Source organism: Winogradskyella sp., from assembly GCF_028289625.1.
Lineage (GTDB): Bacteria > Bacteroidota > Bacteroidia > Flavobacteriales > Flavobacteriaceae > Winogradskyella.
In genome coordinates this window covers 37136-60274 of sequence record NZ_JANQOM010000004.1, presented here as the reverse complement: position 1 = coordinate 60274, position 23139 = coordinate 37136, and the positions used below count along the sequence as shown (strand labels likewise).

Sequence of the window (23139 nt, the reverse complement as noted above, 5' to 3'; positions counted from 1 at the left end):
AGCGTTTGTCTTAACACCTTTTTTTCTTCATGTCGCAAATATTCCTATATTTAGATGACGTGAAGACGACGCTGAAATCATATCTACTCGTACTGATTGCCCTAACCATCAGTTCTTGTCGACAACAGAATACATCGCAATCTGATGTAGATGCTGACTATAATCCTATTGTTGCTAATTCTGTAAATCGCGATTTAGACGACATCAAAAAGGATGGGGTTTTAAGGGCATTAGTGGTGTATAGCAGTACCAGTTACTTCCTGTACAAAGGTCAGGCTATGGGTTTCGAATACGAACTCTTAAACAAATTGGCCGACCATCTTAATCTTCAGCTCGAACTTATTATTTCTAACGATTTGGATTCAGAATTCGAAGTGCTCAATAGAGGAGATGTCGATCTTATTGCACATGGCATGACCATTACTAACCAACGCAAATGGGAAGTGGATTTTACTGAACATCTCTACCTTACCAAACAAGTTCTGGTGCAACGAAAACCAGACAATTACAGACAGATGTCATGGAGTACACTCCAAAAACATTTGGTAAAAGACGTCATAGAATTAATCGATGATACGGTTTCCATACGAAAAAACTCGGCCTACTACGAACGCATTTTAAGTTTGTCGAATGAAATAGGCGGAAACATCATTGTTGATACCCTAGACAGTAAATTAACAACACCAGAGATTATAGATATGGTGGCCGAAGGTAAAATTAAGTATACCATTGCGGACCAAAACCTGGCAAAAATCAATGCGTCTAATCAACCTATACTGAATATAGAGGTACCCATTTCATTTTCACAGCGCATTGCTTGGGTAACCCGAACCAAAGCCGTAAAATTCAGGGAAGCGGTCAATGCGTGGATAAGAAAGGAAAAAAAGACTGTGGCCTATAAGGTCATTTACAACAAGTACTTTAAGAATAAGCGCTTTTTTAACAGACGCATTAAAAGCGATTATTACAGTCTTAAAAACAATCAGATTAGTAAATATGACGACCATATTAAGATACATGCCGAGAAAATAGGGTTAGATTGGAGGTTATTGGCCTCGCAAGTCTATCAAGAATCTCGATTTGATCCCAATGCCCAATCTTGGGCAGGAGCCCAAGGTTTAATGCAAGTGATGCCAGCAACGGCAGAGTCTTTAGGCATAAAAGATATTTCTGATCCTATTGAAAGCTTAGGTGGAGGGACTACCTATTTACAACAGATGTATAGCTATTTTGAGCATATTGAAGACCAAGAGAACCGTATAAAATTTGCCTTGGCATCTTATAATTCTGGTTACGGCCATGTGTTGGATGCACAGCGACTCGCCGAAGCCAATGGACTAAATCCCAATGTTTGGACAGATCATGTTGATCAAGCGATGTTGGAGTTGAGCTTACCCAAAAACTATACGAAGCCTTTTATTAAACACGGCTACGTAAGAGGTTTAGAACCCGTAACTTACGTCGACCAAATATTTGAACGCTACAACCACTACAACCAATTTATAAGTCTAGACTAAACCTTATAAGTCGTAAACTTTACGGCAATTTAAAGTCTCACTATTTTACTGCAAAAGGCTGATTTTTATCATAGTTATCCTTAGGACTTATGGTTATCTTGATAACTTAAAACTATTACCTATGATACGCTCAATAAAGACTTTAAAAGCAACACCTATTATGGCATTCGTGTTCATAATTATATTTGGCAAAGCTCAAATCAATGCGCAAGAACTGGGCATCGATAAAACCAACACCCACAAACCAGAGACCGAACTACCGCCAGATGTCTTATGGGACGTCAAGGCCTATATGCCAGAAGCCAAGCTCATTAAAGTCAAAGCTGTGGACAAAGCTGGTAATTTGTATGCTATTAAAGGACTGCAAACCTATGATGATACGAGTCTACTAGATATCAAATGCTTATATAATGAAGCTGTTTTACCCGTAAAACTGGTCATTAGTGATAATTCCTATGCCCTTAAGGCCATAAAAAAGGATGGGTCTGTATTGGATGTTAAGGCGATTACCGACAACGGTGAACAGTTTTCCATACAGGGAATCCAACGTACAGGAAATACGGTGAGCATTAGAGTTATGGGCAAAGACAATAAAACTTTTAAGGTCTTTGCTATATCACCTGAAGGCAATGTGAATGATGTTAAAGGCATTAAAATGCTAAGAGACAACATAGAAACCGTCGTTAATGGAGTTAAGGTATATGCCCACGTTAAGGCTTTGCATCAGGAATAAACTTAGGATAATCAAATAGATACCGGTAACCTAAGGTTTTTTTATATCACATTCAAAAGGTAGGTTAGTGTGGAAAATCGAATTTCCGAAATTCGCTAAGACCTATTTAGTTTAACAGACATATCTAGTCAGTAAATGTGTTACTGAAGACACCACATTTATCCTTTTAAATAGGCTTCTACTTGTTTCTTGTAACTTTCACCAATAGGAATTTCTATAGTTTGTATCTCAATATCATAGGTCGTATATGCAGTTATACAATCACTGTTTACAATATAGCTACGATGCGTACGCAAAAAACGTTTATCTAATAATTTGTGAAATGCGCTAATGCTATACTTAATAGTATGATTGGTATCTCTAGTATGAATTTTAATGTAGTCTTTCAAGCTTTCAATGTATAAAATGTCTTCATAGTATACTTTAACCTGTTTACGGTCTTTTCGGATAAAGATGAAATCATCTTTTATTAATGGAATCTTTTCTACCTTTTCAAAAGGCAGTTGCTGATATCTATACTTTTCTATTGCTTTGAAAAAACGAGCAAATGTGATTGGCTTCAGCAAATAATCCACTGCATCAAGTTCAAAACCATCAACGGCATAATCACGATAGGCTGTGGTGAAGATGACTTTTGGTTTTTCCACTAGGTTTTTAAAAAAATCGACCCCTTTCAATACTGGCATTTCAATATCTAAAAACAATAAATCTATAGAATGCTCTTTTAATAACGCACTGGCTTCAATGGCGCTTTCGCAAGTCGCTACGAGTTCAAAATCCTTGAGTTGTGCAAGGTGGTTGGTAAGCAATCGTCTTGCCAATTCTTCATCATCTACAATCAAGCACTTATAGGTCATAGGCAGGAATATTTAATTGTACTTTGTACATATCAGGTAAATCGCTTATATCTAGACTATACGCTTTATCATAGAGCAGATTTAGTTGCTTAGTGACATTTTCCAAGCCCATGGTTTCATTTCTTCCCATTGTATGTCTTACTGTAGAGCTTGGTTTTGTGTTGGTTATCAAAAATGTAATAGTATTATCGTTAGTCTCTAACGATATATGTATTTTGGCCACATCCAATTCCTGGCTAACACCATGCTTAAAGGCATTCTCAATAAAAGTAAGTAAAATAAGAGGTGCAATTTTTTCATTGGTATGGTTACTGCTTTCAAATGTTATTAGCACACGTTTCCCATATCTAATTTTTTCTAAGGCCAAATAGTTTTCAATTAAGGCAATTTCTTTTTCTAGCGATACATAGTTGTCCTTGCAGCGATACAACATATAATCCAAAATTTCAGATAAGCGTTCGATAACTTCGGGCGTTTTATCTGAACGCTCCAAGGCTAATGCATACAAATTATTGAGTGTATTGAATAAAAAATGTGGATTCAATTGGTTCTTTAGGGCACTTAATTCCGCTAAGCGCTTTTGTTCGCGCAGCTGTAATATATCCTGTTGATTTTTATACAAGCGATATGTAAAGAGCAGTGCAGCAGGCGTTAGGAATTTTACCGTTTTACTAAAAAAATAACTTGGATCGAGCAATTGCCTTCCTAAGGATAGCTTTGCATGACTTATAGCAATTTCATTATAGGTTTCTATATAAACAACGTCAAAATAATATTTTCGCAATGCCACATAGCCTATAAAAATAGCAGTGAATACTATGAGTGTACCTAAGGTAAAAAGGATATACTTTTTCTTGTTGAGCAATCTGGGAATAAGCAAATCCAATAAAACATAAGCAAGAATAATTTGTGGAACCATTAAAGTAAGCGTGCTCTCAACAAGGTGTTTGTAATCTTTAAAAAACACCATATTGGAGGTGATAAGGAAATAAACAAAAATGCTTAACCAAAATAGCGTGTGTCGTATGATACCAGAATTAAACAATAGCTTCATCGTTGAATGCTTTGACTATCCCAATTTTCAAAAATAAGGTTTCTGGTTGCTACTGATGCCAATTTTCGTTGAAACACGTTAAAAATACATATCAATACTAGGCCTAGGTCTATGAAACTGCTTTTTGGGTTTCGTATGCGTATTATAAATTTCGGTCTATTTTTCAAAATAGGGATGTTTACTTGTTATAGATTTGTTGCAAAATTTTTTGATAAAATTCATGTAGCATCTAGTGAAAATCAAAGTCATTAGCAAGAAAACCAATCCAATTGAGAATGAAGACTATTTTAAAATGTTCAATCTTACTGATATTAATTGTTAGTTGTGCAGATAAAAACAGAAAAAGTCCTATAGCAAATGAAATAAGCAATATTTTACCAATATTGGATAGCCTTAACAATAGCTTTGAAGAACTATACCAAAAAAGTGGGTTCCCTGGTACTGCAATTTCTTTAGTAAATAAAGACTCAATCATTTTTATAAAAGGTATAGGCTATGCCGACATAGATAGAAAAAAAGAATATACGGAACATACAATCCATCCGATAGCATCTATTTCTAAGACATTTGTTGGAGTAGCTTTAATGAAGCTTATTGAGCAAGGTAAATTGGATTTAAATGAAAAAATAAATGATATCCTTCCGTATAACATTATAAATCCATTTTTTCCGGGAGATGAAATTTTAGTCAAGCATCTGGCCACACATACTTCAACAATTCCGCACTATTTCGATGATTTTGAAAAATCCTATTGGCTCTTAGAACCAAACACCATAAAGAAAGGAGAAATTCCTAATGAAAACTACAATTTTTTGATTTCCATTGAAAACAACAAACCACTGTCACTTGATGAATATATACAGAATGTATGTACTAAAAAAGGCAAGTGGTATAATGAGAATAGTTTTACAAAATCTAAGCCAGGGGCATATTATAATTACTCAAATGTAGGTACTTCAGTAGCTGCTCGTATTATCGAAATACGATCAGGACTCAGTTTTTCAGATTATACTAAAGAATTTATTTTACAACCGTTAGGAATGTCAAATTCAGGTTGGTTTTATGAGGATGTAGATGAGTCTCTATTGTCAAAACCATTTTGCCCCGATAACCCTGAGTCACCTACGAAGAATTATGTATTTCCTAGAAACACATACCAAGGTTACCCAGAAGGACATTTAATCTCCAGCGTTTCAGATTTAAGTAAGTATATGATGGAAATGCTGAAAGGATATTATGGGCAAGGAACTATTCTTAAAGAAGCATCCTACAAAACGCTTTTTGAACCACAACTAACGGCTGAAAATTTTGTGGAACGAGATAATTCGGAATTCAGTGATGGGTATAATGTTGGAATTTTTTGGAGTATTTCTAGCAAGGGGTATATAATTCATAACGGTGGAGAAATAGGTGTATTTTCATTTGCTTATTTTAATCCTGAAACTGGAATTGGTGGAATTGGAATGTGCAACAGTAGAATTTATGCTTTTGGAGAAATTAGAAAGTTGGTCGCCAGCTTTGAAAAGAAAATTGCTGATAATCAATAAGCTGAATCAAAAAAACATTATTATATCAATTACTCCATCTGTGGATTGCTTTCACTATTACGATATAAAAATAAGATTTCTTAATGCTACTTGTGCCAATTTCCGCCAAAACACATTATAACCGTATACCAATACTAGTTTTAGGTCTATGAACCCGTTTTTCGGGTTATGTATGCGCCCAATCTGTATTTGTCTATTTTTTAGAACAGGAGTGTTTTCTTGCTGTAGGTTTGTTCTGAACCATTAAACACATCACAATGAAATCACCCACTTTTCAATTCTTGATTTTGTTAATCATAGGCAGTTCAAGTCAGTTATTTTTTGCTCAGACTTCAGATTATGCCATGGTTGAACATACCATTAATGCTTATCTGGAAGGCGACACTAATAAAGATTTTGAAACCTTAAAACTAGCCTTTCATCCCAATGCTACGATGAAGTACGTTTCCTCAAAGTCTGGTTACCAGGAATACAATGCTCTCAAAGTGTTTGCCGCCGAAAAAGGCCGTGAACCTGAAAAGAACAGAACCAATAGTATTGCCTACATCAGCATCACTGGAAAAGCGGCACACGCCAAACTAGAGATTACATATCCTAAACGGGTAGTAGTAGACTATGTAAATCTGCTGAAAATTGATGGTGAATGGAAAATCGTCAACAAGATTTTTTCGCTAAAACCAAACGGAAATTAACAGTAGCACATTCCATTTATGAAGTATTTCGTTGTTGTGCTGTTATTGTCTTACACAGCTAATAGCTGGACACAAGAATCTTTAGAGATCAAATTTATAGAGCAGTCTATAAACGTTGATGGAGAGCTCAACGAAGACGTTTGGAATCAACTTCCCACATATACGAATTTTCATAATTATTTACCAGTAGATATAGGTCTTGCAAAAAATCAGACCGAAGTTAAACTATTTCATAATGGCGAATACTTATTTATATCAGCCGTTTACAGAGACACCACAAACAAGGTGCAATTAAGTTCGCTTAAGCGCGATGATATAGCGAACACCGTTGCCGAAAGTGAAACTTTTGTCTTTATTATGGATACGCAGTTGCAACAACAAAGCGCCTATTACTTCGCAGTAAACATGGGAGGTGCCCAAGTAGATGGACTCATAGAGCGTATCAACGAAGGATTTAGTCTGAGTTCAAATTGGAATACGGTTTGGAGCGCAGCTACACAGGTCAACGGCACAAATAAACAATTTGAATTGGCGATTCCATTTAAAAACCTAAGTTTTAATCAAAACAATGGTGCTATTGCGGTACAGACTTATATGCGAGACATTAAAAACAACTCGTGGACTATTTTTACTGATTTGAGTCGAAATTACAGGTTATTCGATTTGCGGTTTTTTCAATCTTTTACCATCGACAATTTACCCAAAACCACTGCAGCGCGTTTTGCCTTGGTACCATCTATTACCGCTAATAACAATAACGATCTGGTTACAGATGTAAAAGACACCAGTATTATCCCAAGTCTCGATATTCAGTACAACATCAATTCGTCATTAAAATTAGACGCCACAATCAATCCTGATTTCTCACAAATAGACGTCGACCAGCAAGTGACCAACTTAACACGGTTTGATGTTTTTTTTCCGGAACAGCGTAACTTTTTTCTTGAAAATGCTGATTTATTCTCCAATCTTGGCCCAGATGATGTCAATCCTTTTTATTCGCGACGTATCGGGCAAGAAACCCCAATGCAATTTGGCTTAAAACTATCTGGTAATGTTGCCCAAAAAACACGCTTAGGTATACTAAATGCACAGACTGAGAACGCAGACACCAAACTCTCACAAAACTTCACTGTACTGGTGGGTGAACAACAAATAAGTAATCGCTTTGCCTCAACGGGCTTTTTTGTAAACCGACAAGCAACTGATGGCTTTGAACTTACAAACGACTATAACCGCATTGCCGGAATCAACCTCAATTACAAATCCAAAGATCGAAAATGGATTGGTATAGCCAATGTCGCTAAGAGCTTCACTTCAGATAGTTCAGGGAAGGATAACTTCTATAACGCCGGACTATTTTATAATATCCGTGGCGTTGAATTTGGTGCTACGTTAAGGCAAGTACAACGTAATTATATCGCCGACGTAGGTTTCACGCCGCGTTTACTAAACTTTGATGCCGAGCAAAATACGATTATAAGGGAAGGCTATACACAAAGTAGTGTATATGGAGTTTTGACCAAATTTCCCGAACATTCTAAGCGCATCAATCAGTATCGCTATTTCAATGGATCTAATAATACTTATTGGGATGAGAATGGAAGGGTACAGCAATCTATCTCATTTTTTAATACGGCATTGTTCTTCAAAGAGCTCTCTGCGATATATGTGAACTTGTATCACGATTATGTCAACTTAAAATATGCTTTTGATGCCTTAGGTAATGGCAATCCTATAGTACCTGATCAGTATCGTTATTTTAGGGCAAGAGCAGGTTATAACTCTTCTCGGAATAGAAGTTTTGTTTATAGAGGATATGCGCAGTATGGTCAGTTTTATAATGGCTTAAATACAACAATTGGAGCCACATTAAACTATCGTTTACTGCCTTACACCAATCTTTTAATGAGTTATCAGTTAGATGATATAGATTTAAACAATTTAGGCCGGGAAACCTTTCATTTGGCACAATTTACAGGTGAAGTATTTTTTACCAATCGATTTAATTGGACGACATATGTTCAGTACAGTACGCAAAATAATAATCTAAACATCAATAGCAGATTACAATGGGAATACAGGCCACTTTCTTATGTTTACATTGTAATTACGGATAATTTTAACGAGCAACTAGAGCGTACCAATTGGGGTGTGGCGTTGAAAGTAAACTATCGCTGGGATTTTTAGGCTAATCTTGAATATTATATTTAATACAGATTCACAAAATTTTACTCATAGTGTTTCAGCACATAGGAAAGGTAAGTGGAATGACCATATTTTAGTAATGTAAACTATCATGACACGATTTACAAACCGATTCTAACCATTCAATAGGTTCTCTACCGATGTTGTATTTGGCGTATCTAGTGTGATGTACTTGTGTAGCTCGCTTTCCGCAATACACACATGTCCAATTATCGCGCTTCATAACCAAATAACGCTTGCGTCTCCAAGCGTCAGATTTTAAGTACACATTTCGATAATAATCACGTCGTGCTTCTCTTTGTTTTTTCCAAGCGTATTTCTTGTACCAGTATCTTAATCCAATAAATAAAATGACTAAAGCAATTGGCAAGATACTTTTGTAATCGTTGCTGGTTAATTCAGAAAGCATTTTCATAGTCATAAGTTAATGAAAAAAATCATCCAATAATCCACAATCCAACCTACTTCAAAAATTTATAATACTGTTAGGATTCCATTAGTTTAAAAAGGGCTATCTTTAAATGCTTTAAATTTTACCCTAACCATCCACAAGCCTTTATGACAAACAGCGTAAGGGTAATCTTATGGTTATGGGACTAACTAATTAAACGAATAACAATAACCCAACCATCAGATCTCTAAATTATTATGAAAAGATTCTCGTTAGTTGTACTGAGTTTATGCCTCAGTATCAGCACACTTTGTGATGCCCAAAAAAAATCCAAAAAAGACAAAGACGAAAAAACACCTCTAGAAACCCTAAGTATTTCAGGTTTAAAATGGCGTAACGTTGGGCCAGCCTTAACCTCTGGTCGTATCTCCGATTTTGCCTTTAACCCTAACAACCCTTTTGAATACTACGTCGCCACATCATCGGGTGGTGTATGGAAAACCGTAAATTCTGGGGTTACCTACGAGCCTATTTTCGATACGCAAGGCTCGTATTCCATTGGTTGCGTTACTATGGATCCCAATAATCACAATGTGATTTGGGTAGGTACAGGTGAGAATAATAATCAACGTTCTGTCGCCTATGGAGATGGTATCTACAAGTCTCTAGATGGGGGAAAGACCTGGAAGCATATGGGACTTAAAAATTCTGAGCACATCGGAAAAATAATTGTCCATCCAGACAATTCGGATGTGGTGTATGTGGCTGCTATCGGTCCTTTATGGAGTAAAGGTGGTGATCGTGGACTTTACAAAACCGAAGATGGTGGAGAGACTTGGACCTCGATTATTGAAGTCGATGAGCATACAGGAGTCAATGATGTGGTGATGGATCCAAGAGATCCCAACGTACTTTATGCCTCAACCTTACAACGACGTCGCCATGTCTACACCTATGTTGGTGGTGGACCAGGCTCTGGCATGCACAAAAGCTTTGATGGTGGGAAGACCTGGATAAAAATCCAAAAAGGGTTACCTAGCGTAGAATTAGGACGTATCGGTTTGGCGATTTCACCTGCCAATCCAGAAATCATTTATGCTATCGTTGAAGCCGCTAATGGCAAAGGTGGTTTTTTTGCCTCAACCAATAGAGGTGCCAGTTGGAACAAGCGAAGTTCTCACGTTACCAGTGGCAACTACTATCAAGAAATTATTGCCGATCCTGTAGATGAACACACCGTATACTCCATGGATACTTGGATGTCGGTAACCCATGATGGTGGAAAAACCTTTAAAAATGTTGGTGAAGATACCAAGCATGTGGATAACCATTGTATGTGGATCAATCCGCATAATAACAAACATTGGATTGTCGGTTGCGATGGTGGCATCTACGAAACCTTTGATGCGGCTAAAACTTGGGACTTTAAAAAGAATTTACCAGTCACACAGTTTTATAAAGTGGCAGTGGATAACGACTATCCTTTCTACAATATCTATGGCGGAACCCAAGATAACTTTAGTATGGGAGGCCCTTCGCGAGTACTGACTAATCATGGTATCCGAAATTCAGAGTGGTTCATTACCAATGGAGGTGATGGCTTTGAATCACAAATAGATCCTAACAATCCAAATATTGTCTATGCACAATCACAGTATGGTGGTTTGGTGCGTTTTGACAAAAAGAGTGGTGAATCTGTAGGCATCAAACCCATAGCACGAAAAGGGGAAAACAATTATCGTTTTAATTGGGATGCGCCTTTGGTAGTGAGTCGACATGTACCGGGACGCTTATATTTCAGTGCGGAAAAAGTATTTCGATCAGACGATTATGGCAATAGTTGGGAGGTGATTAGTGATGATCTTTCTAGACAAATCGATAGAAATACCTTGAAGGTCTATGACCGTGTAGTTAGTATTGATGCCGTTATGAAAAATGGATCAACATCGCTTTACGGTAGTATTGTCGCATTTTCAGAGTCCCCATTAAATAAAGATTTATTAGCCGCTGGAACTGATGACGGCTTAGTATATATCTCAGCGGATGGAGGACAAAACTGGAGCAAAATCGATAATATTCCGGGAGCACCAAATCAGTCTTATGTCAATAGTGTGCATTTGTCTAAGCATGATGAAAATGTCGTTTATGCGGCGTTTAATCATCATAAGTACGGAGATTTTAAGCCTTATGTATTTATGTCCTCTAATAAAGGCCAAAGCTGGACAGCCATACAGTCCAATCTTCCAGAACGTGGTAGCGTCTACGCAATTGAAGAAGACCATGTGGATAAGGATTTAATTTTTGTGGGTACTGAGTTTGGAGCTTTCTTTTCACCGAATCAAGGGAAAGACTGGAAACAGCTAAAAAGTGGGTTGCCGACTATCGCAGTTAGGGATATTGCTATCCAAGAGCGTGAAAATGATTTGATATTAGGAACGTTTGGACGCGGCTTCTATGTGATGGATGATTATTCGGTGTTACGAAACGTAGAGAATGAAGCTCCAAAAGAAGATGCCAAAATTTATCCTGTTCGTACAGCTTTAATGTGGGAGCAGAGCAGTCCTCTAGGCTTATCAGGCAAGTCCTTCCAAGGGGATAACTTCTACACGGCTGATAATCTTGGACCAGAAGCTATCATTACGTATTACTATAATTCGGATTTTAAGTCCTTAAAAGATAAGCGTAAAAAGAAAGAAAAAGAACTCATAAAGGAAAGCAAGGACACCCCTTATCCAAGCTATGATGATCTAAAAGCTGAGACTGAGGAAAGCAAACCAGAATTGGTATTTACTATTAAGGATGCCAATGGAAAGGTGGTCAACAAACAATTTAAGCCAGCTAAAAAAGGAGTGCAGCGTTTCCACTGGAATCTACGATATACGCTTCAAAACCCAATCAACCTCAATAAACCGTCCTTTTATAACCCGTTTAGTGGAAGTGATGAAGGGACTCTAGTAGCACTAGGTAACTATACGGTTGAAATGGCCTTATTAAACGACGGTAATTTAACATCATTGACCAGTCCTGTAAGTTTTGAAGTCAAAGCCTTAAATAATGTAGAAATGCCTGCTGAAAATAGGACTGAAAAAGTAGCTTTTCAAAAGGAAGTTGCCAAATTACAAGCAGATTTTGGTGTGGCTCAAAGACTCATGTCCGAGTCTCGAAATAAACTTAAGTACATCAAAGCGGCAATTAAACGTGCTGAACAACCATTGGGTAGTTTATCAGCGAGTGTAAAGGCGATTGAAGATCAATTAGACGACGTACAATTAGCCATGTATGGAGATTCAGTAAAACGCCGATTGGATATTGATCAACCACCATCACCTGCAAGCCGATTAGGATCCATCGGTTGGGAACAAAAGTATTCTACGGCAACACCAACGCAAACACATCGCGACAGCTATGCTATTGCCAAGGAACAAATTAGCGTAATTAAGTCTAATATGGAGCGTATTTTTAATCAGGACCTAAAGCGCTTAGAGCAACAATTGATCGATTCAGGTGCGCCTTACACACCAGGACGTGGTTATGAACATAGAAATTAAAAGAATAAACGTTATGAGAATTGTATTGGTATTAGCTTGTTTAGGCTTAACAGTAACACTAAATGCCCAGAAAAAAGTAATGCAACATGAGGATAAGGACCTATGGAATCGCATTAGAAACGTCAACATATCAAATTCTGGCGACTATGTCCTTTATACGTCCGACAAAGGCGAAAAAGAGCAAACGATTAAATTATTGGACATTAAAGGCGATCAAGTCATGTCCTATCCAAGAAGTAAAGGTGGGCAGCTTTCCTATGATTCTAAGTATGCGGTATTTGCAGTTAATGCTTGGAAGGACAGTATTCGAGAAATGAAACGCAAAAAGGTTAAAAAAAAGGACCTTCCCAAGGATACTTTGATGATTTATGATATTAACGAAAAGTCTTGGAAGAAAATACCAAATGTAAAGTCCTATCGATTACCCGAAAAGTGGTCGGGTATTGTGGCTTATATGCTTGAAGCTCCTAAGCCAGCTAAAAAGGATAAATCTAAATTAAAAGAAAAGGACACTTTAAAATCAAAAGAAACAGATACCACCAAGGTCAAAAAGAAACCAAAAAAGAAGGTTAAAAAAGTATCGAAAGACAATGGGTACCACCTTGTTATTCGTAATCTAGAAAGTGGTGTTGAAGATACATTAAAGTATGTGCATCGCTATGCTATGGCCAAGGAAGGCCGTCATCTGGTTTATGCAACTTCAGGAATCGTAGATAGTCTTGGTGGTGGTGTGTACCACTACGACGTCGATAAAGGTTCAAAAAACCTATTACTTTCAAGTCATCATAAGACCAAATATCCACAATTAGGTATCTCGGAATCTGGCAAATGTGTTGGTTTTGTTGTAAATGCAGATTCTACCAAAAGTCTTATAAAAAAACCCAAACTCTATGCTTGGAATCTAGGTGATAGTGAAGCTAAGATGATTGTCAATTCCGAAGACAATCCTTCAGATTTATTGGTGTCTAGTGATCAAAACTTGCGATTTTCAAAAAATGAAAGCCGATTATTTTTTGGACTGCGAACAACACCAATTGTACAAGATACCACTTTACTCGATGAGGAAATTGTGAATGTAGAAGTTTGGACCTATGATGAACCTAGATTATATACCGTACAGGAATTAGACGCTAAAAATGACAAGAAGAAAGCCTACTTGTCCATGTATGACTTCAACAAAAACCAAATGGTTCAAATTGCCAATACTGAATTTGATTTAGCGCGTTATGGCGATGAAGGCAATAGTGATTATGCTGTTATTGGAAACCAAACCCCTTATTTATTGGAAAGCCAATGGACCGCACAACGCCCTATGGATATGGAGCGTGTGGATTTAAATACTGGCGAACGTCAAGCTATCGCTATGAAAGTTTATGGTGGATCTTCTATAAGTCCAAAAGGAAAATACCTGTATGGCTACAGTAGAAAAGATAGCACTTGGTTTACATACAACCTTAAAACCCTTAAATACAAAGCGTTAACAAAAGGCCGACAGTTTTACAATGAATTGCACGATTATCCGGATGATCCTTATAGCTATGGTTCAGCGGGTTGGACCGAAAATGATGAAAAATTCTTGATTTACGATCGTTTTGATATTTGGGCCTTTGATCCTGAAACTGGAACTTCTGAAAATCTCACCAATGGGAGAGCATCCCAAATGCAGTATCGTTATTTGAGGTTAAATAATGAAGAACGCTCCATATCGAATAGTAAAACTTGGTTATTAAGCACCTTTAACGAGGATAATAAATATGATGGCTTTGCAAGTTATGATCCAAAAAAAGAAACATTAAAAACACTTATTGAAGGGCCTTATGTATATGAACGACCATGGTTAGCACAACAAGACAAAAGGGAACGCTTATTGTTTACCAGACAATCTTTTACTGAGTTTCCAAATTTATGGAGTTCTAATTTAGATTTTAAATCCCCAAAACAAATCACGGATGAGAATCCACAACAAAGCGATTACAATTGGGGAACAGCCGAAATGGTAGAGTGGGTGTCGTTAGATGGCAAACCATTAAAAGGTATGCTCATTAAGCCTGAAAATTTCGATCCGAATAAGAAATATCCAATGATTGTTAATTTCTATGAGAAGAGCTCCAATGGCTTATACCGCCATCGTGCGCCTTCTTATGGTCGAAGCACCATCAACTATCCGTTTTATGCAAGTCGTGGGTACGTGATTTTTAATCCAGATGTGCATTATCGTGATGGTTATCCTGGGGAAAGCGCTTTTAATTGTGTCATTCCTGGTATTACGATGCTCATCGATAAAGGCTTCATAGATAAAGACAATATTGGTGTACAGGGTCATAGTTGGGGAGGTTATCAGATTGCATATCTTGTGACGAAAACCGATATTTTTAAAGCCGCTGAGTCAGGCGCACCAGTGCCAAATATGATAAGTGCTTATGGCGGTATACGTTGGTGGACAGGTTTAAGTCGTCAGTTTCAATACGAGCATACGCAAAGTCGTATAGGCGGAACACCTTGGGAATATCCACAACGCTATATTGAAAATTCACCAATTTTTAATATTGATAAGATTAATACTCCACTGTTGATTATGCACAATGATGCTGATGGTCACGTGCCTTGGTATCAAGGCATAGAATTCTTTGTGAGTCTGAGACGCCTAGGTAAACCTTCATGGTTTTTAAATTATAATGATGAACCGCATTGGCCTTTAAAATGGCAAAATCGCATTGATTTTAATATCAGAATGGCGCAGTTCTTTGATTATTATCTGAAAGGAGAACCCAAACCCGTTTGGATGGAGCGTGGTGTGCCTGCACTAGAAAAAGGCATTAATCAAGGTTATGATTATATAAACAGTGATAAAGATTAATCTCTATCCTTTTGAACATCTTGATTTATTATATTCAAAAAACTGTCAGTTCGAGTTATTTCTCAATAATCAAACTTTTTAAAATAAAAACTGCAATGAAATTTATAAAAATGAAAGAAGCATCTCATTTATTTTTAATGATGTTATTTTTTACGCTTGGTGCTACTGCACAAGACCGCATTACAGGAGAAGCATTCGCCACGCGATCAGAAGTTTTGGGTCAAAATGGTATGGTAGCCACAAGTCATCCCTTAGCTACGCAAATAGGATTGGATGTCCTTAAAAATGGTGGTAATGCCATAGATGCCGCTATTGCAGCTAATGCAGCTTTAGGACTTATGGAACCCACTGGCTGTGGTATTGGTGGCGATTTATTTGCTATAGTTTGGGATGCAAAGACCCAGAAATTATATGGGCTTAATGCTAGTGGTCGCTCACCTCAAGATCTAACCTTGGAGTATTTTGAGGAAAAAGAAATGACAAAAATCCCGTCTTTAGGACCATTACCTGTAAGTGTACCAGGCGCAGTTGATGGTTGGTTTGAATTACATAAAAAATTTGGCTCGAAACCTATGACAGAAATTTTAGCTCCAGCTATAGACTATGCTGAAAAGGGTTTTCCGTTAACAGAACTCATCGCTTGGTATATGCAACGCAGTGTGCCATACTATCAAAGACAAGGTTATCCGAATATTGAAGACACTTACATTACTCAAAATGGCGGTACATTGCCTAAGGAAGGTGAAATCTATAAAAATCCATATTTGGCCGAAACTTATCGAAAAATTGCCGAAAAAGGTCGAGATGCATTTTATAAAGGTGATATAGCTAAAGTAATTGCAGATTTCATAAAAGAACAAGGTGGTTTTTTGTCAACTAAAGATTTAGCGAATCATAAATCGGAATGGGTAGAACCTGTTTCCGTTAACTATCGTGGTTATGATGTTTGGGAATTACCACCTAATGGCCAAGGCATTGCTGCTCTTCAGATGTTACAAATATTGAAAGGCTATGACTTTTCTGATATTGCCTTTGGAAGTGTAGAACATTTACACTTGTTCACCGAAGCCAAGAAACTAGCCTTTGAAGATCGCGCAAAATATTATGCCGATATGGATTTCTTTGATGTTCCTGTTGACGAATTATTGTCTGATGGCTATGCTGAGAAAAGACGCGAGCAAATCGGTAATCGTGCTGGACGCTATTCAGCAGGTGAAATTTCAGCAGGTGAGACCATTTACATGACTGCAGCAGATAAAGATGGCAATATGATTTCTTTAATTCAAAGTAATTATCGCGGCATGGGTTCTGCTATGGTACCGCCAAGACTAGGATTTATGCTTCAGGATAGAGGCGAGCTATTCAGTTTAAAACGTGGTCAGGCGAACACTTACGAGCCAGGGAAACGTCCTTTCCATACTATCATACCAGCATTTATTACAAAAGATGGCAAGCCTTATGTCAGTTTTGGTGTTATGGGTGGCGATTTTCAACCGATGGGTCATACACAAATCGTTATGAATTTGATTGATTTTGGCATGAATCTTCAAGAAGCTGGTGATGCTCCACGGTGGGATCACACAGGTGGTGCTAGTCCAATGGGACAAACGACCACTAATACAGGTACCATCCGAACAGAATCAGGTATTTCTTATGAGACTATTAGAGGTTTAATGGATAAAGGACATCGTATGGGAACGGCTAGAGGTATTTATGGCGGTTATCAAGCTATTATGTGGGATGATGACAATAAGGTATATCATGGTGCATCCGAAAGTCGTAAGGATGGTCAAGCAGCAGGATACTAATCCTTTGGTGATACCTTAATGTATCAAAAATCAATGAGTAAACGTCTTCTAGATCGCATACCGCATGCCATAACAATATTATTTTTCATAATCATTGTTATGACCATTTTAACCTATATCATTCCTGCTGGAACTTATGAAAGAGTGATTATGGAGGGTCGTAATGTTGTTGTACCAGACTCTTACAAAGTTGTGCCTTCAACACCAGTAGGACTTCTGGATATGTTTAAAGCCATTCCCATAGGATTCAAAACAGCATCAGAAATCATTTTTGTGGTTTTTGCGGGTGCCATTATGTTTGAGTTTATGGAAAGCTCTAGGTCTATAGAAAACTCAGTAGGTACTTTAGTAAAGACATTAGGTTTAAAGCATAAGTATAGTATTATCGTTATCATGACTTTTGTATATGGCATGTTAGGAGTTGCTGTAGGCTATGAAAATAATATTGCCTTGGTGCCAATAGCAGCTGTTTTAAGTATGGCCTTAGGTGGTGATTTAATTCTCGCAGCAGGTATTTCAGTTGGTGCTATGACCATTGGGTTTGGGTTATCTCCCATTAATCCTTACACTATTGGCATTGGTCATAAAATTGCCGAGTTGCCTATTTTTTCTGGTGCTATCTTGCGAAGTTTTCTTTGTTTTGCTGCGCTTAGCCTTATGGCTTACTATAATGTAAGATACTTTAAAAGGATTACTGCCAATCCGGATAGAAGTTTGGGTAAAGGATTAGATACAAATGATTTAAAACTATCAAAACCTATTGAGGATTATCGCCTTAGTCCAAGTAATTGGTTGGTGATTCTCATTTTCATCATTGGACTTATCGTTATTGTTTATGGTGTTTTTAATCTCAATTGGTTCATTAATGAGCTTTCAGCAGTATTTTTAATGATTGCACTACTTTGTGGTTTGGTGACGAAAATGAGTGCTACTAAAATGAGTAATACACTGCTAAAGGCTGTTAGTATTGCCGCACCAGGTGCTTTTATGGTAGGTTTTGCCACCACTATTAAAGTATTAATGGAAATGGGTACTATTGGAGATACCATTTCTCACCAGCTTTCAAATATGTTACACGGCCTTCCGCTTTATTTGTCAGCCATAGGTATGTCCATATCTCAAACAGTAATCAATTTTTTCATCCCATCAGGTAGTGGACAAGCACTGGCTACATTACCAGTTATGCTGCCCTTAGGTCAGTCTTTAGGCCTCACACAACAAATTACTATACTGGCTTTTCAGATTGGTGATGGCTTGTCTAACCTCATTAACCCTACATTAGGTGGGCTCATCGCTATGCTAAGCATGTGCCGTGTGCCTTTAGATCGATGGATTCGTTTTATCTTTCCAGTATTTATAAGCTTACTTTGTTTATCTTTCTTGGCACTCGTAATTGCCGTAGCAACAAACTATAATTAATATGACAGCGGAGAATATTCTTAAAACATTAGTAGCGTTTCCTGTACTTGGTGGTGAGAGTAATTTGAGCATCATCAATTGGATAAAGACGTATATAGAATCCCATGGTGTCTCGGTCAATTTGCTATACAACAATGAAAAAAATAAAGCCTCTTTGCATTGTAGGATTGGCCCTGAAGTAGATGATGGGGTCATTCTTTCCGGACATACTGATGTCGTTCCTGCAGAAGGCCAAGAGTGGCATACGGATCCATTTGTACTTACTGATAAAGGAGATGGCAAATTATATGGTCGAGGGGCTAGCGATATGAAAGGATTCATTGCTTGCTGTTTAGCAGCCCTTCCTGAAATGGTAAAGTCCAACTTAAAGCGACCTATTTATTTTGGATTTACTTATGATGAAGAAATTGGTTGTTTGGTAGGTCCGGAATTGGCAAGAACTTTTAATAACTATTACAAGGAAACCCCAAAGTATGCCATTATTGGAGAGCCGTCTTTAATGGAACCTATTGTAGGACAGAAGGGTATTTATATACTAGAGACTTATGTTAATGGTTCAGCAGGGCATAGCAGTAGAATCAAACAAGAAGTGAGTGCCATCCATGAAGCGATGCGATTAATCTTATGGCTTGAACAGAAAATGGACCAGCTCATCGTTGAGGAACGCTTTGATTATCGTTTTCAACCACCACACTCTACCATTCATATTGGACAGGTCCATGGAGGTATTGCGCCTAACGTTATTGCCGACAAAGCAAAATTTTATTGGGATTTACGAACCATACCAATGGATAGTGTAGATAGTATAGTCTCAGAGTTTAATGCCTATTGTAGAGCACGTGAATCTGAATTACGTCAAATTTTTCCTGATTTTTCAATTAGCACCATAGAAAATCATCCACCAGTGCCACATTTAGACACTAAGGAAGATGCTGATATAGTGGATTTTGTTAAAAGAGTTTCAGGAAATTCAAAATTAAACACAGTCGCTTTTGCCTCAGAAGTTGGTCAATATGCCAATGAAGGGTTTCAATCTGTGATTTGTGGACCAGGATCTATTGTGCAGGCACATCGTCCAAATGAATATATCGAGAAAGCACAATTAAAGGAAGGGGTCACTATGCTTCAAAAACTTATTTATGAATTATCTTTATAACATCAAAATCACATTAATACAACTAACAACTACATCGCTATGAAGTCATTTTTTAAACTTGGTATTTTATCTATTATTTTAATTGTTTTCAGTATCCCAGCATTGAGTGCTCAGGATATTGACAATAAAACCTTTGGTGGACTTAAACTTCGTAATATTGGTCCAGCCTTTACTTCTGGAAGAATTGCCGATATCGCTATACATCCAGACAATGAGAATGTCTGGTATGTGGCCGTAGGCTCAGGTGGTGTCTGGAAAACAACAAATTCAGGAACGACCTGGAAACCTATTTTTGATGGTCAGACATCCTATTCTATAGGTGCAATAACTATTGATTCTAATAATCCGCACACCATTTGGTTAGGTAGTGGCGAAAATGTTGGCGGTCGCCATGTCGGTTTTGGCGATGGAGTTTATGTAAGTCACGATGATGGCGCCTCATGGAAAAATATGGGTCTAAAAGACTCAGAACATATATCCAAGATTATAGTTCATCCAGAAAATTCTAATATCATTTGGGTAGTGTCTCAAGGTCCTTTATGGACTTCTGGTGGTGAACGTGGTGTGTATAAATCCATGGATGGTGGAACAACTTGGAATAGAACTTTAGGTGATGATGAATGGGTTGGTGCTACAGATTTGTTGATTGACCCAAGAGATCCAAATGTATTATACGCGGCTACTTGGCAACGTCATCGTACTGTAGCAGGCTATTTAGGTGGTGGCCCAGGTTCTGGAATTCATAAAAGTACCGATGGTGGTGAAACTTGGACAAAGCTAAAGAAAGGTATCCCAAGTTCTAATTTGGGTAAAATAGGTTTAGCGTTATCACCTTTTAATCCAGATGTCATTTATGCTGCAATTGAATTAGATCGTAGAAAAGGAGGAGTGTTTATGTCTACCAATAGAGGAGCGTCATGGAAAAAGCAGTCTGATGCGGTTTCTGGTGGAACAGGACCTCATTATTATCAAGAATTATATGCATCGCCACATCATGAAGGAAAATTATTTTTGATGAACAATTACGTTCAGATTTCCGACGATCATGGAAAGACCTTTTATACCATGAATGAAAGAAATAAGCATGTGGATAGTCATGCTATGGCGTTTAAGGCCTCAGATCCTAATTATATTTTATTCGGAACCGATGGCGGCTTATATGAAACTTTTGATTTAACTAAAAGCTGGAAATACATTAGAAATCTTCCAATTACACAATATTTCAAATTAGCTGTAGATGATTCAGAACCCTTTTATAAAATTTATGGCGGTACACAAGATAATGGTTCCCATGGAGGACCTTCAAATACAATGTGGTCCGATGGAATTGCCAATGCAGATTGGTGGAAAACTTTAGGGGCAGATGGGCATCAATCTGCTATAGAACCCGGAAATCCAAACATTACTTATGGTGAATTTCAACAAGGGGCACTGTGGCGTATCGATCAAACGACTAAGGAAACGGTATTTATTCAACCACAAGCTAGAGAAGGCGAACCTTTTGAACGTTTTAATTGGGATGCACCAATCTTAGTAAGTCCGCATAACCCAAAACGCCTGTATTTTGCCTCGCAGCGTGTTTGGCGTTCGGAGAATAGAGGTGATGATTGGACACCGATTTCCGATGATTTAACATTGAATCAAGACCGTATTACCATTCCTTACTATGGCAAACAGCAGAGTTGGGATAATGCTTGGGATGTTTATGCCATGTCCAACTATAATACGATTACCTCATTAGCGGAATCCCCAAAACAAGAAGGCTTGATTTATGCTGGTACTGATGATGGGATTATTCAAATTACCGAAGATGGTGGAAATACTTGGAGGAAATTTACATTGAGTTCTATTAAAGGTTTGGATTATGTACCATTTGTTAATGATGTACGTGCTGATTTGTTTGATGCTAATGTAGTATATGCTGCGGTTGATAACCATAAATATGGAGACTATAAACCTTATATTTTAAGAAGTAGCGATAAGGGAAGAAGCTGGAGTATCATTAATGGAGATTTACCCGAACGTTTGTTGATTTGGAGATTGGTTCAAGATCATGTAGATAAAAACCTAATGTTTGCAGCTACAGAATATGGGATTTATTTTACTTACAATGGTGGTGCAAATTGGATTGAATTGAGTGGAGGAGTGCCAACCATTTCTTTTAGAGATATTACGATTCAAAGGCGTGAAAACGATTTGGTGGCAGCGTCTTTTGGTAGAGGGTTCTTCATTTTAGATGATATATCACCTCTACGCAATTTCGATAAGTCCATTTTATCTGACGAGGCAACTTTATTCCCGACAAAAGATGCTTATTGGTATCGACAAGCGAGTCGCGTAGGTAGTCAAGGAGATGCGGAATACAAGGCACCCAATGCACCTTTTGGAGCACGATTTACTTACTATATGGAGGATAAGGTAAAGTCCTTAAAGGATGAGCGTAAGGAACGTGAAAAGACCAATACCGATTTTCCAGGATGGGAAGCCTTAGAAAAAGAGACCAATCAGGATGGGCCTTTGATTCTATTTATTATTAAAGATGCCCAAGGCAATATTGTGAATACGATAAAGGGAACCAATAAAAAAGGATTCAACCGTGTGAATTGGAGATTGAACTATCCCAATAAGCGTGGAGAACGTCTTTCGCAAAGAGGTGATGGTATCGGAACAGGAAATATTATGGTGACGCCAGGTACCTACACCGCGACTCTTGTTAAACGTGTAGATGGAGTAACAACAACACTCCAAGGGCCTCAGGAATTTAATGTTGTACCAATGTACGATGGTGCTTTACCTAGAAAATCGTATGATGAAATGAATCAGTTTAGGGAAGCCGTAACTGCCTTTCAACAAGATCTTACGGCAACTAATTTGTTAATGACTCAGCAACTACAAAAAGTTGTTGCTATGAAACGTGCCGCTAACAAAACGACTGCACCAAATGATGTCCTACTTAAGGATATCAATGCAGCTAGATTACAATTATTGGCTATTCAAAAAGAATTGCGTGGCGATCCCGTAAAAGGAGAAATCGGTGAAAAGTCTAATCCTACAGCAAATGATGGTGGTGGCTTATCTTGGCGTGCTTTTGGCAACACCTATGGACCAACCGGAACCCATAAAGCTCTTTTACAACGCGTTAAGAGTCAATTAAAAAATGTAAAAGCGGAATTGAAAGCCATGTCTGAAACCACATTACCAGCGATTGAAAAACGTCTCAAAGCCGCAGGCTCACCATGGATTGAAGGTCAAGGTCTTATTGATAATTAATCAAATTTTTCAAGAGTAAATACAAAGTGACTGTCGTCTGACAGTCACTTTTTTTATAGACTTACAATTAGTACCTTTATGT

Annotated in this window: 14 protein-coding genes; 11 read left to right on the top strand and 3 right to left on the bottom strand. The window is 37.7% G+C overall.

All coding sequences use genetic code 11. The features are described from left to right. Window positions 1-29 precede the first annotated feature (29 nt). Window positions 30-1517, top strand: a complete 1488-nt coding sequence (locus tag Q0992_RS00510) for a transporter substrate-binding domain-containing protein (protein WP_299519166.1) — start codon at window positions 30-32, stop codon at window positions 1515-1517. Between the two features lie 121 nt (window positions 1518-1638). Next, window positions 1639-2250 carry a hypothetical protein gene (locus Q0992_RS00505; RefSeq protein ID WP_299519163.1) on the top strand — a complete coding sequence of 204 codons (612 nt, stop codon included), beginning with the start codon at window positions 1639-1641 and terminating at the stop codon, window positions 2248-2250. 158 nt (window positions 2251-2408) lie between these two features. Here the strand turns inward: Q0992_RS00505 and Q0992_RS00500 are convergent, their stop codons facing one another. Both Q0992_RS00500 and Q0992_RS00495 read right to left on the bottom strand, forming a co-directional pair. Then, window positions 2409-3107 carry a LytTR family DNA-binding domain-containing protein gene (locus Q0992_RS00500; RefSeq protein WP_299519161.1) on the bottom strand — a complete coding sequence of 233 codons (699 nt, stop codon included), beginning with the start codon at window positions 3105-3107 and terminating at the stop codon, window positions 2409-2411. Beyond that, window positions 3097-4161, bottom strand: coding sequence for a sensor histidine kinase (locus tag Q0992_RS00495; protein WP_299519159.1), 1065 nt, complete (start codon window positions 4159-4161; stop codon window positions 3097-3099). The genes Q0992_RS00500 and Q0992_RS00495 overlap by 11 nt, the downstream gene beginning before the upstream one ends. A gap of 275 nt (window positions 4162-4436) precedes the next feature. Between Q0992_RS00495 and Q0992_RS00490 the strand changes: the two genes are divergently transcribed. The 3 genes from Q0992_RS00490 (at window position 4437) to Q0992_RS00480 (ending at window position 8590) form a co-directional block, all read left to right on the top strand. After that, a complete protein-coding gene (locus tag Q0992_RS00490) occupies window positions 4437-5708 on the top strand; it encodes a serine hydrolase (RefSeq protein WP_299519157.1) in 1272 nt (423 codons plus the stop codon). 257 nt (window positions 5709-5965) lie between these two features. Then, window positions 5966-6400, top strand: a complete 435-nt coding sequence (locus Q0992_RS00485) for a nuclear transport factor 2 family protein (RefSeq protein WP_299519155.1) — start codon at window positions 5966-5968, stop codon at window positions 6398-6400. An 18-nt stretch (window positions 6401-6418) separates the two neighbouring features. Next, entirely contained in the window at window positions 6419-8590 is a 2172-nt protein-coding gene (locus Q0992_RS00480) for a DUF5916 domain-containing protein (RefSeq protein WP_299519153.1), read from the top strand. Window positions 8591-8681: 91 nt separating this feature from the next. On the opposite strand, the gene Q0992_RS00475 is transcribed toward Q0992_RS00480, so the two are convergent. Continuing rightward, window positions 8682-9023 (bottom strand): HNH endonuclease, encoded by a 342-nt coding sequence (locus Q0992_RS00475; protein ID WP_299519150.1) that lies wholly within the window; start codon window positions 9021-9023, stop codon window positions 8682-8684. A 233-nt stretch (window positions 9024-9256) separates the two neighbouring features. Between Q0992_RS00475 and Q0992_RS00470 the strand changes: the two genes are divergently transcribed. The 6 genes from Q0992_RS00470 to Q0992_RS00445 all read left to right on the top strand — a co-directional run bounded on the left by Q0992_RS00470 (window position 9257) and on the right by Q0992_RS00445 (window position 23057). Beyond that, a complete protein-coding gene (locus Q0992_RS00470; protein ID WP_299519148.1) occupies window positions 9257-12547 on the top strand; it encodes a glycosyl hydrolase in 3291 nt (1096 codons plus the stop codon). 13 nt (window positions 12548-12560) lie between these two features. After that, window positions 12561-15404, top strand: a complete 2844-nt coding sequence (locus Q0992_RS00465) for a prolyl oligopeptidase family serine peptidase (RefSeq protein ID WP_299519146.1) — start codon at window positions 12561-12563, stop codon at window positions 15402-15404. Between the two features lie 95 nt (window positions 15405-15499). Further along, complete coding sequence (gene ggt, locus Q0992_RS00460) at window positions 15500-17212, top strand: gamma-glutamyltransferase (protein ID WP_299519144.1); 1713 nt, start codon at window positions 15500-15502, stop codon at window positions 17210-17212. Between the two features lie 33 nt (window positions 17213-17245). Beyond that, complete coding sequence (locus tag Q0992_RS00455) at window positions 17246-18631, top strand: TIGR00366 family protein (protein WP_299519142.1); 1386 nt, start codon at window positions 17246-17248, stop codon at window positions 18629-18631. Window position 18632: 1 nt separating this feature from the next. Next, on the top strand, window positions 18633-19787 hold the full coding sequence (argE, locus tag Q0992_RS00450) for an acetylornithine deacetylase (RefSeq protein ID WP_299519140.1): 1155 nt from the start codon (window positions 18633-18635) through the stop codon (window positions 19785-19787). A gap of 39 nt (window positions 19788-19826) precedes the next feature. Next, complete coding sequence (locus Q0992_RS00445; RefSeq protein WP_299519137.1) at window positions 19827-23057, top strand: glycosyl hydrolase; 3231 nt, start codon at window positions 19827-19829, stop codon at window positions 23055-23057. The last annotated feature ends 82 nt before the right edge of the window (window positions 23058-23139 follow it).

Bases quoted from the DNA above. Each gene is read 5' to 3' on its own strand.
- Q0992_RS00510 (WP_299519166.1), top strand. From the start codon at position 30: ATGTCGCAAATATTCCTATATTTAGATGACGTGAAGACGACGCTGAAA.
- Q0992_RS00505 (WP_299519163.1), top strand. From the start codon at position 1,639: ATGATACGCTCAATAAAGACTTTAAAAGCAACACCTATTATGGCATTC.
- Q0992_RS00500 (WP_299519161.1), bottom strand. From the start codon at position 3,107: ATGACCTATAAGTGCTTGATTGTAGATGATGAAGAATTGGCAAGACGA.
- Q0992_RS00495 (WP_299519159.1), bottom strand. From the start codon at position 4,161: ATGAAGCTATTGTTTAATTCTGGTATCATACGACACACGCTATTTTGG.
- Q0992_RS00490 (WP_299519157.1), top strand. From the start codon at position 4,437: ATGAAGACTATTTTAAAATGTTCAATCTTACTGATATTAATTGTTAGT.
- Q0992_RS00485 (WP_299519155.1), top strand. From the start codon at position 5,966: ATGAAATCACCCACTTTTCAATTCTTGATTTTGTTAATCATAGGCAGT.
- Q0992_RS00480 (WP_299519153.1), top strand. From the start codon at position 6,419: ATGAAGTATTTCGTTGTTGTGCTGTTATTGTCTTACACAGCTAATAGC.
- Q0992_RS00475 (WP_299519150.1), bottom strand. From the start codon at position 9,023: ATGAAAATGCTTTCTGAATTAACCAGCAACGATTACAAAAGTATCTTG.
- Q0992_RS00470 (WP_299519148.1), top strand. From the start codon at position 9,257: ATGAAAAGATTCTCGTTAGTTGTACTGAGTTTATGCCTCAGTATCAGC.
- Q0992_RS00465 (WP_299519146.1), top strand. From the start codon at position 12,561: ATGAGAATTGTATTGGTATTAGCTTGTTTAGGCTTAACAGTAACACTA.
- ggt (WP_299519144.1), top strand. From the start codon at position 15,500: ATGAAATTTATAAAAATGAAAGAAGCATCTCATTTATTTTTAATGATG.
- Q0992_RS00455 (WP_299519142.1), top strand. From the start codon at position 17,246: ATGAGTAAACGTCTTCTAGATCGCATACCGCATGCCATAACAATATTA.
- argE (WP_299519140.1), top strand. From the start codon at position 18,633: ATGACAGCGGAGAATATTCTTAAAACATTAGTAGCGTTTCCTGTACTT.
- Q0992_RS00445 (WP_299519137.1), top strand. From the start codon at position 19,827: ATGAAGTCATTTTTTAAACTTGGTATTTTATCTATTATTTTAATTGTT.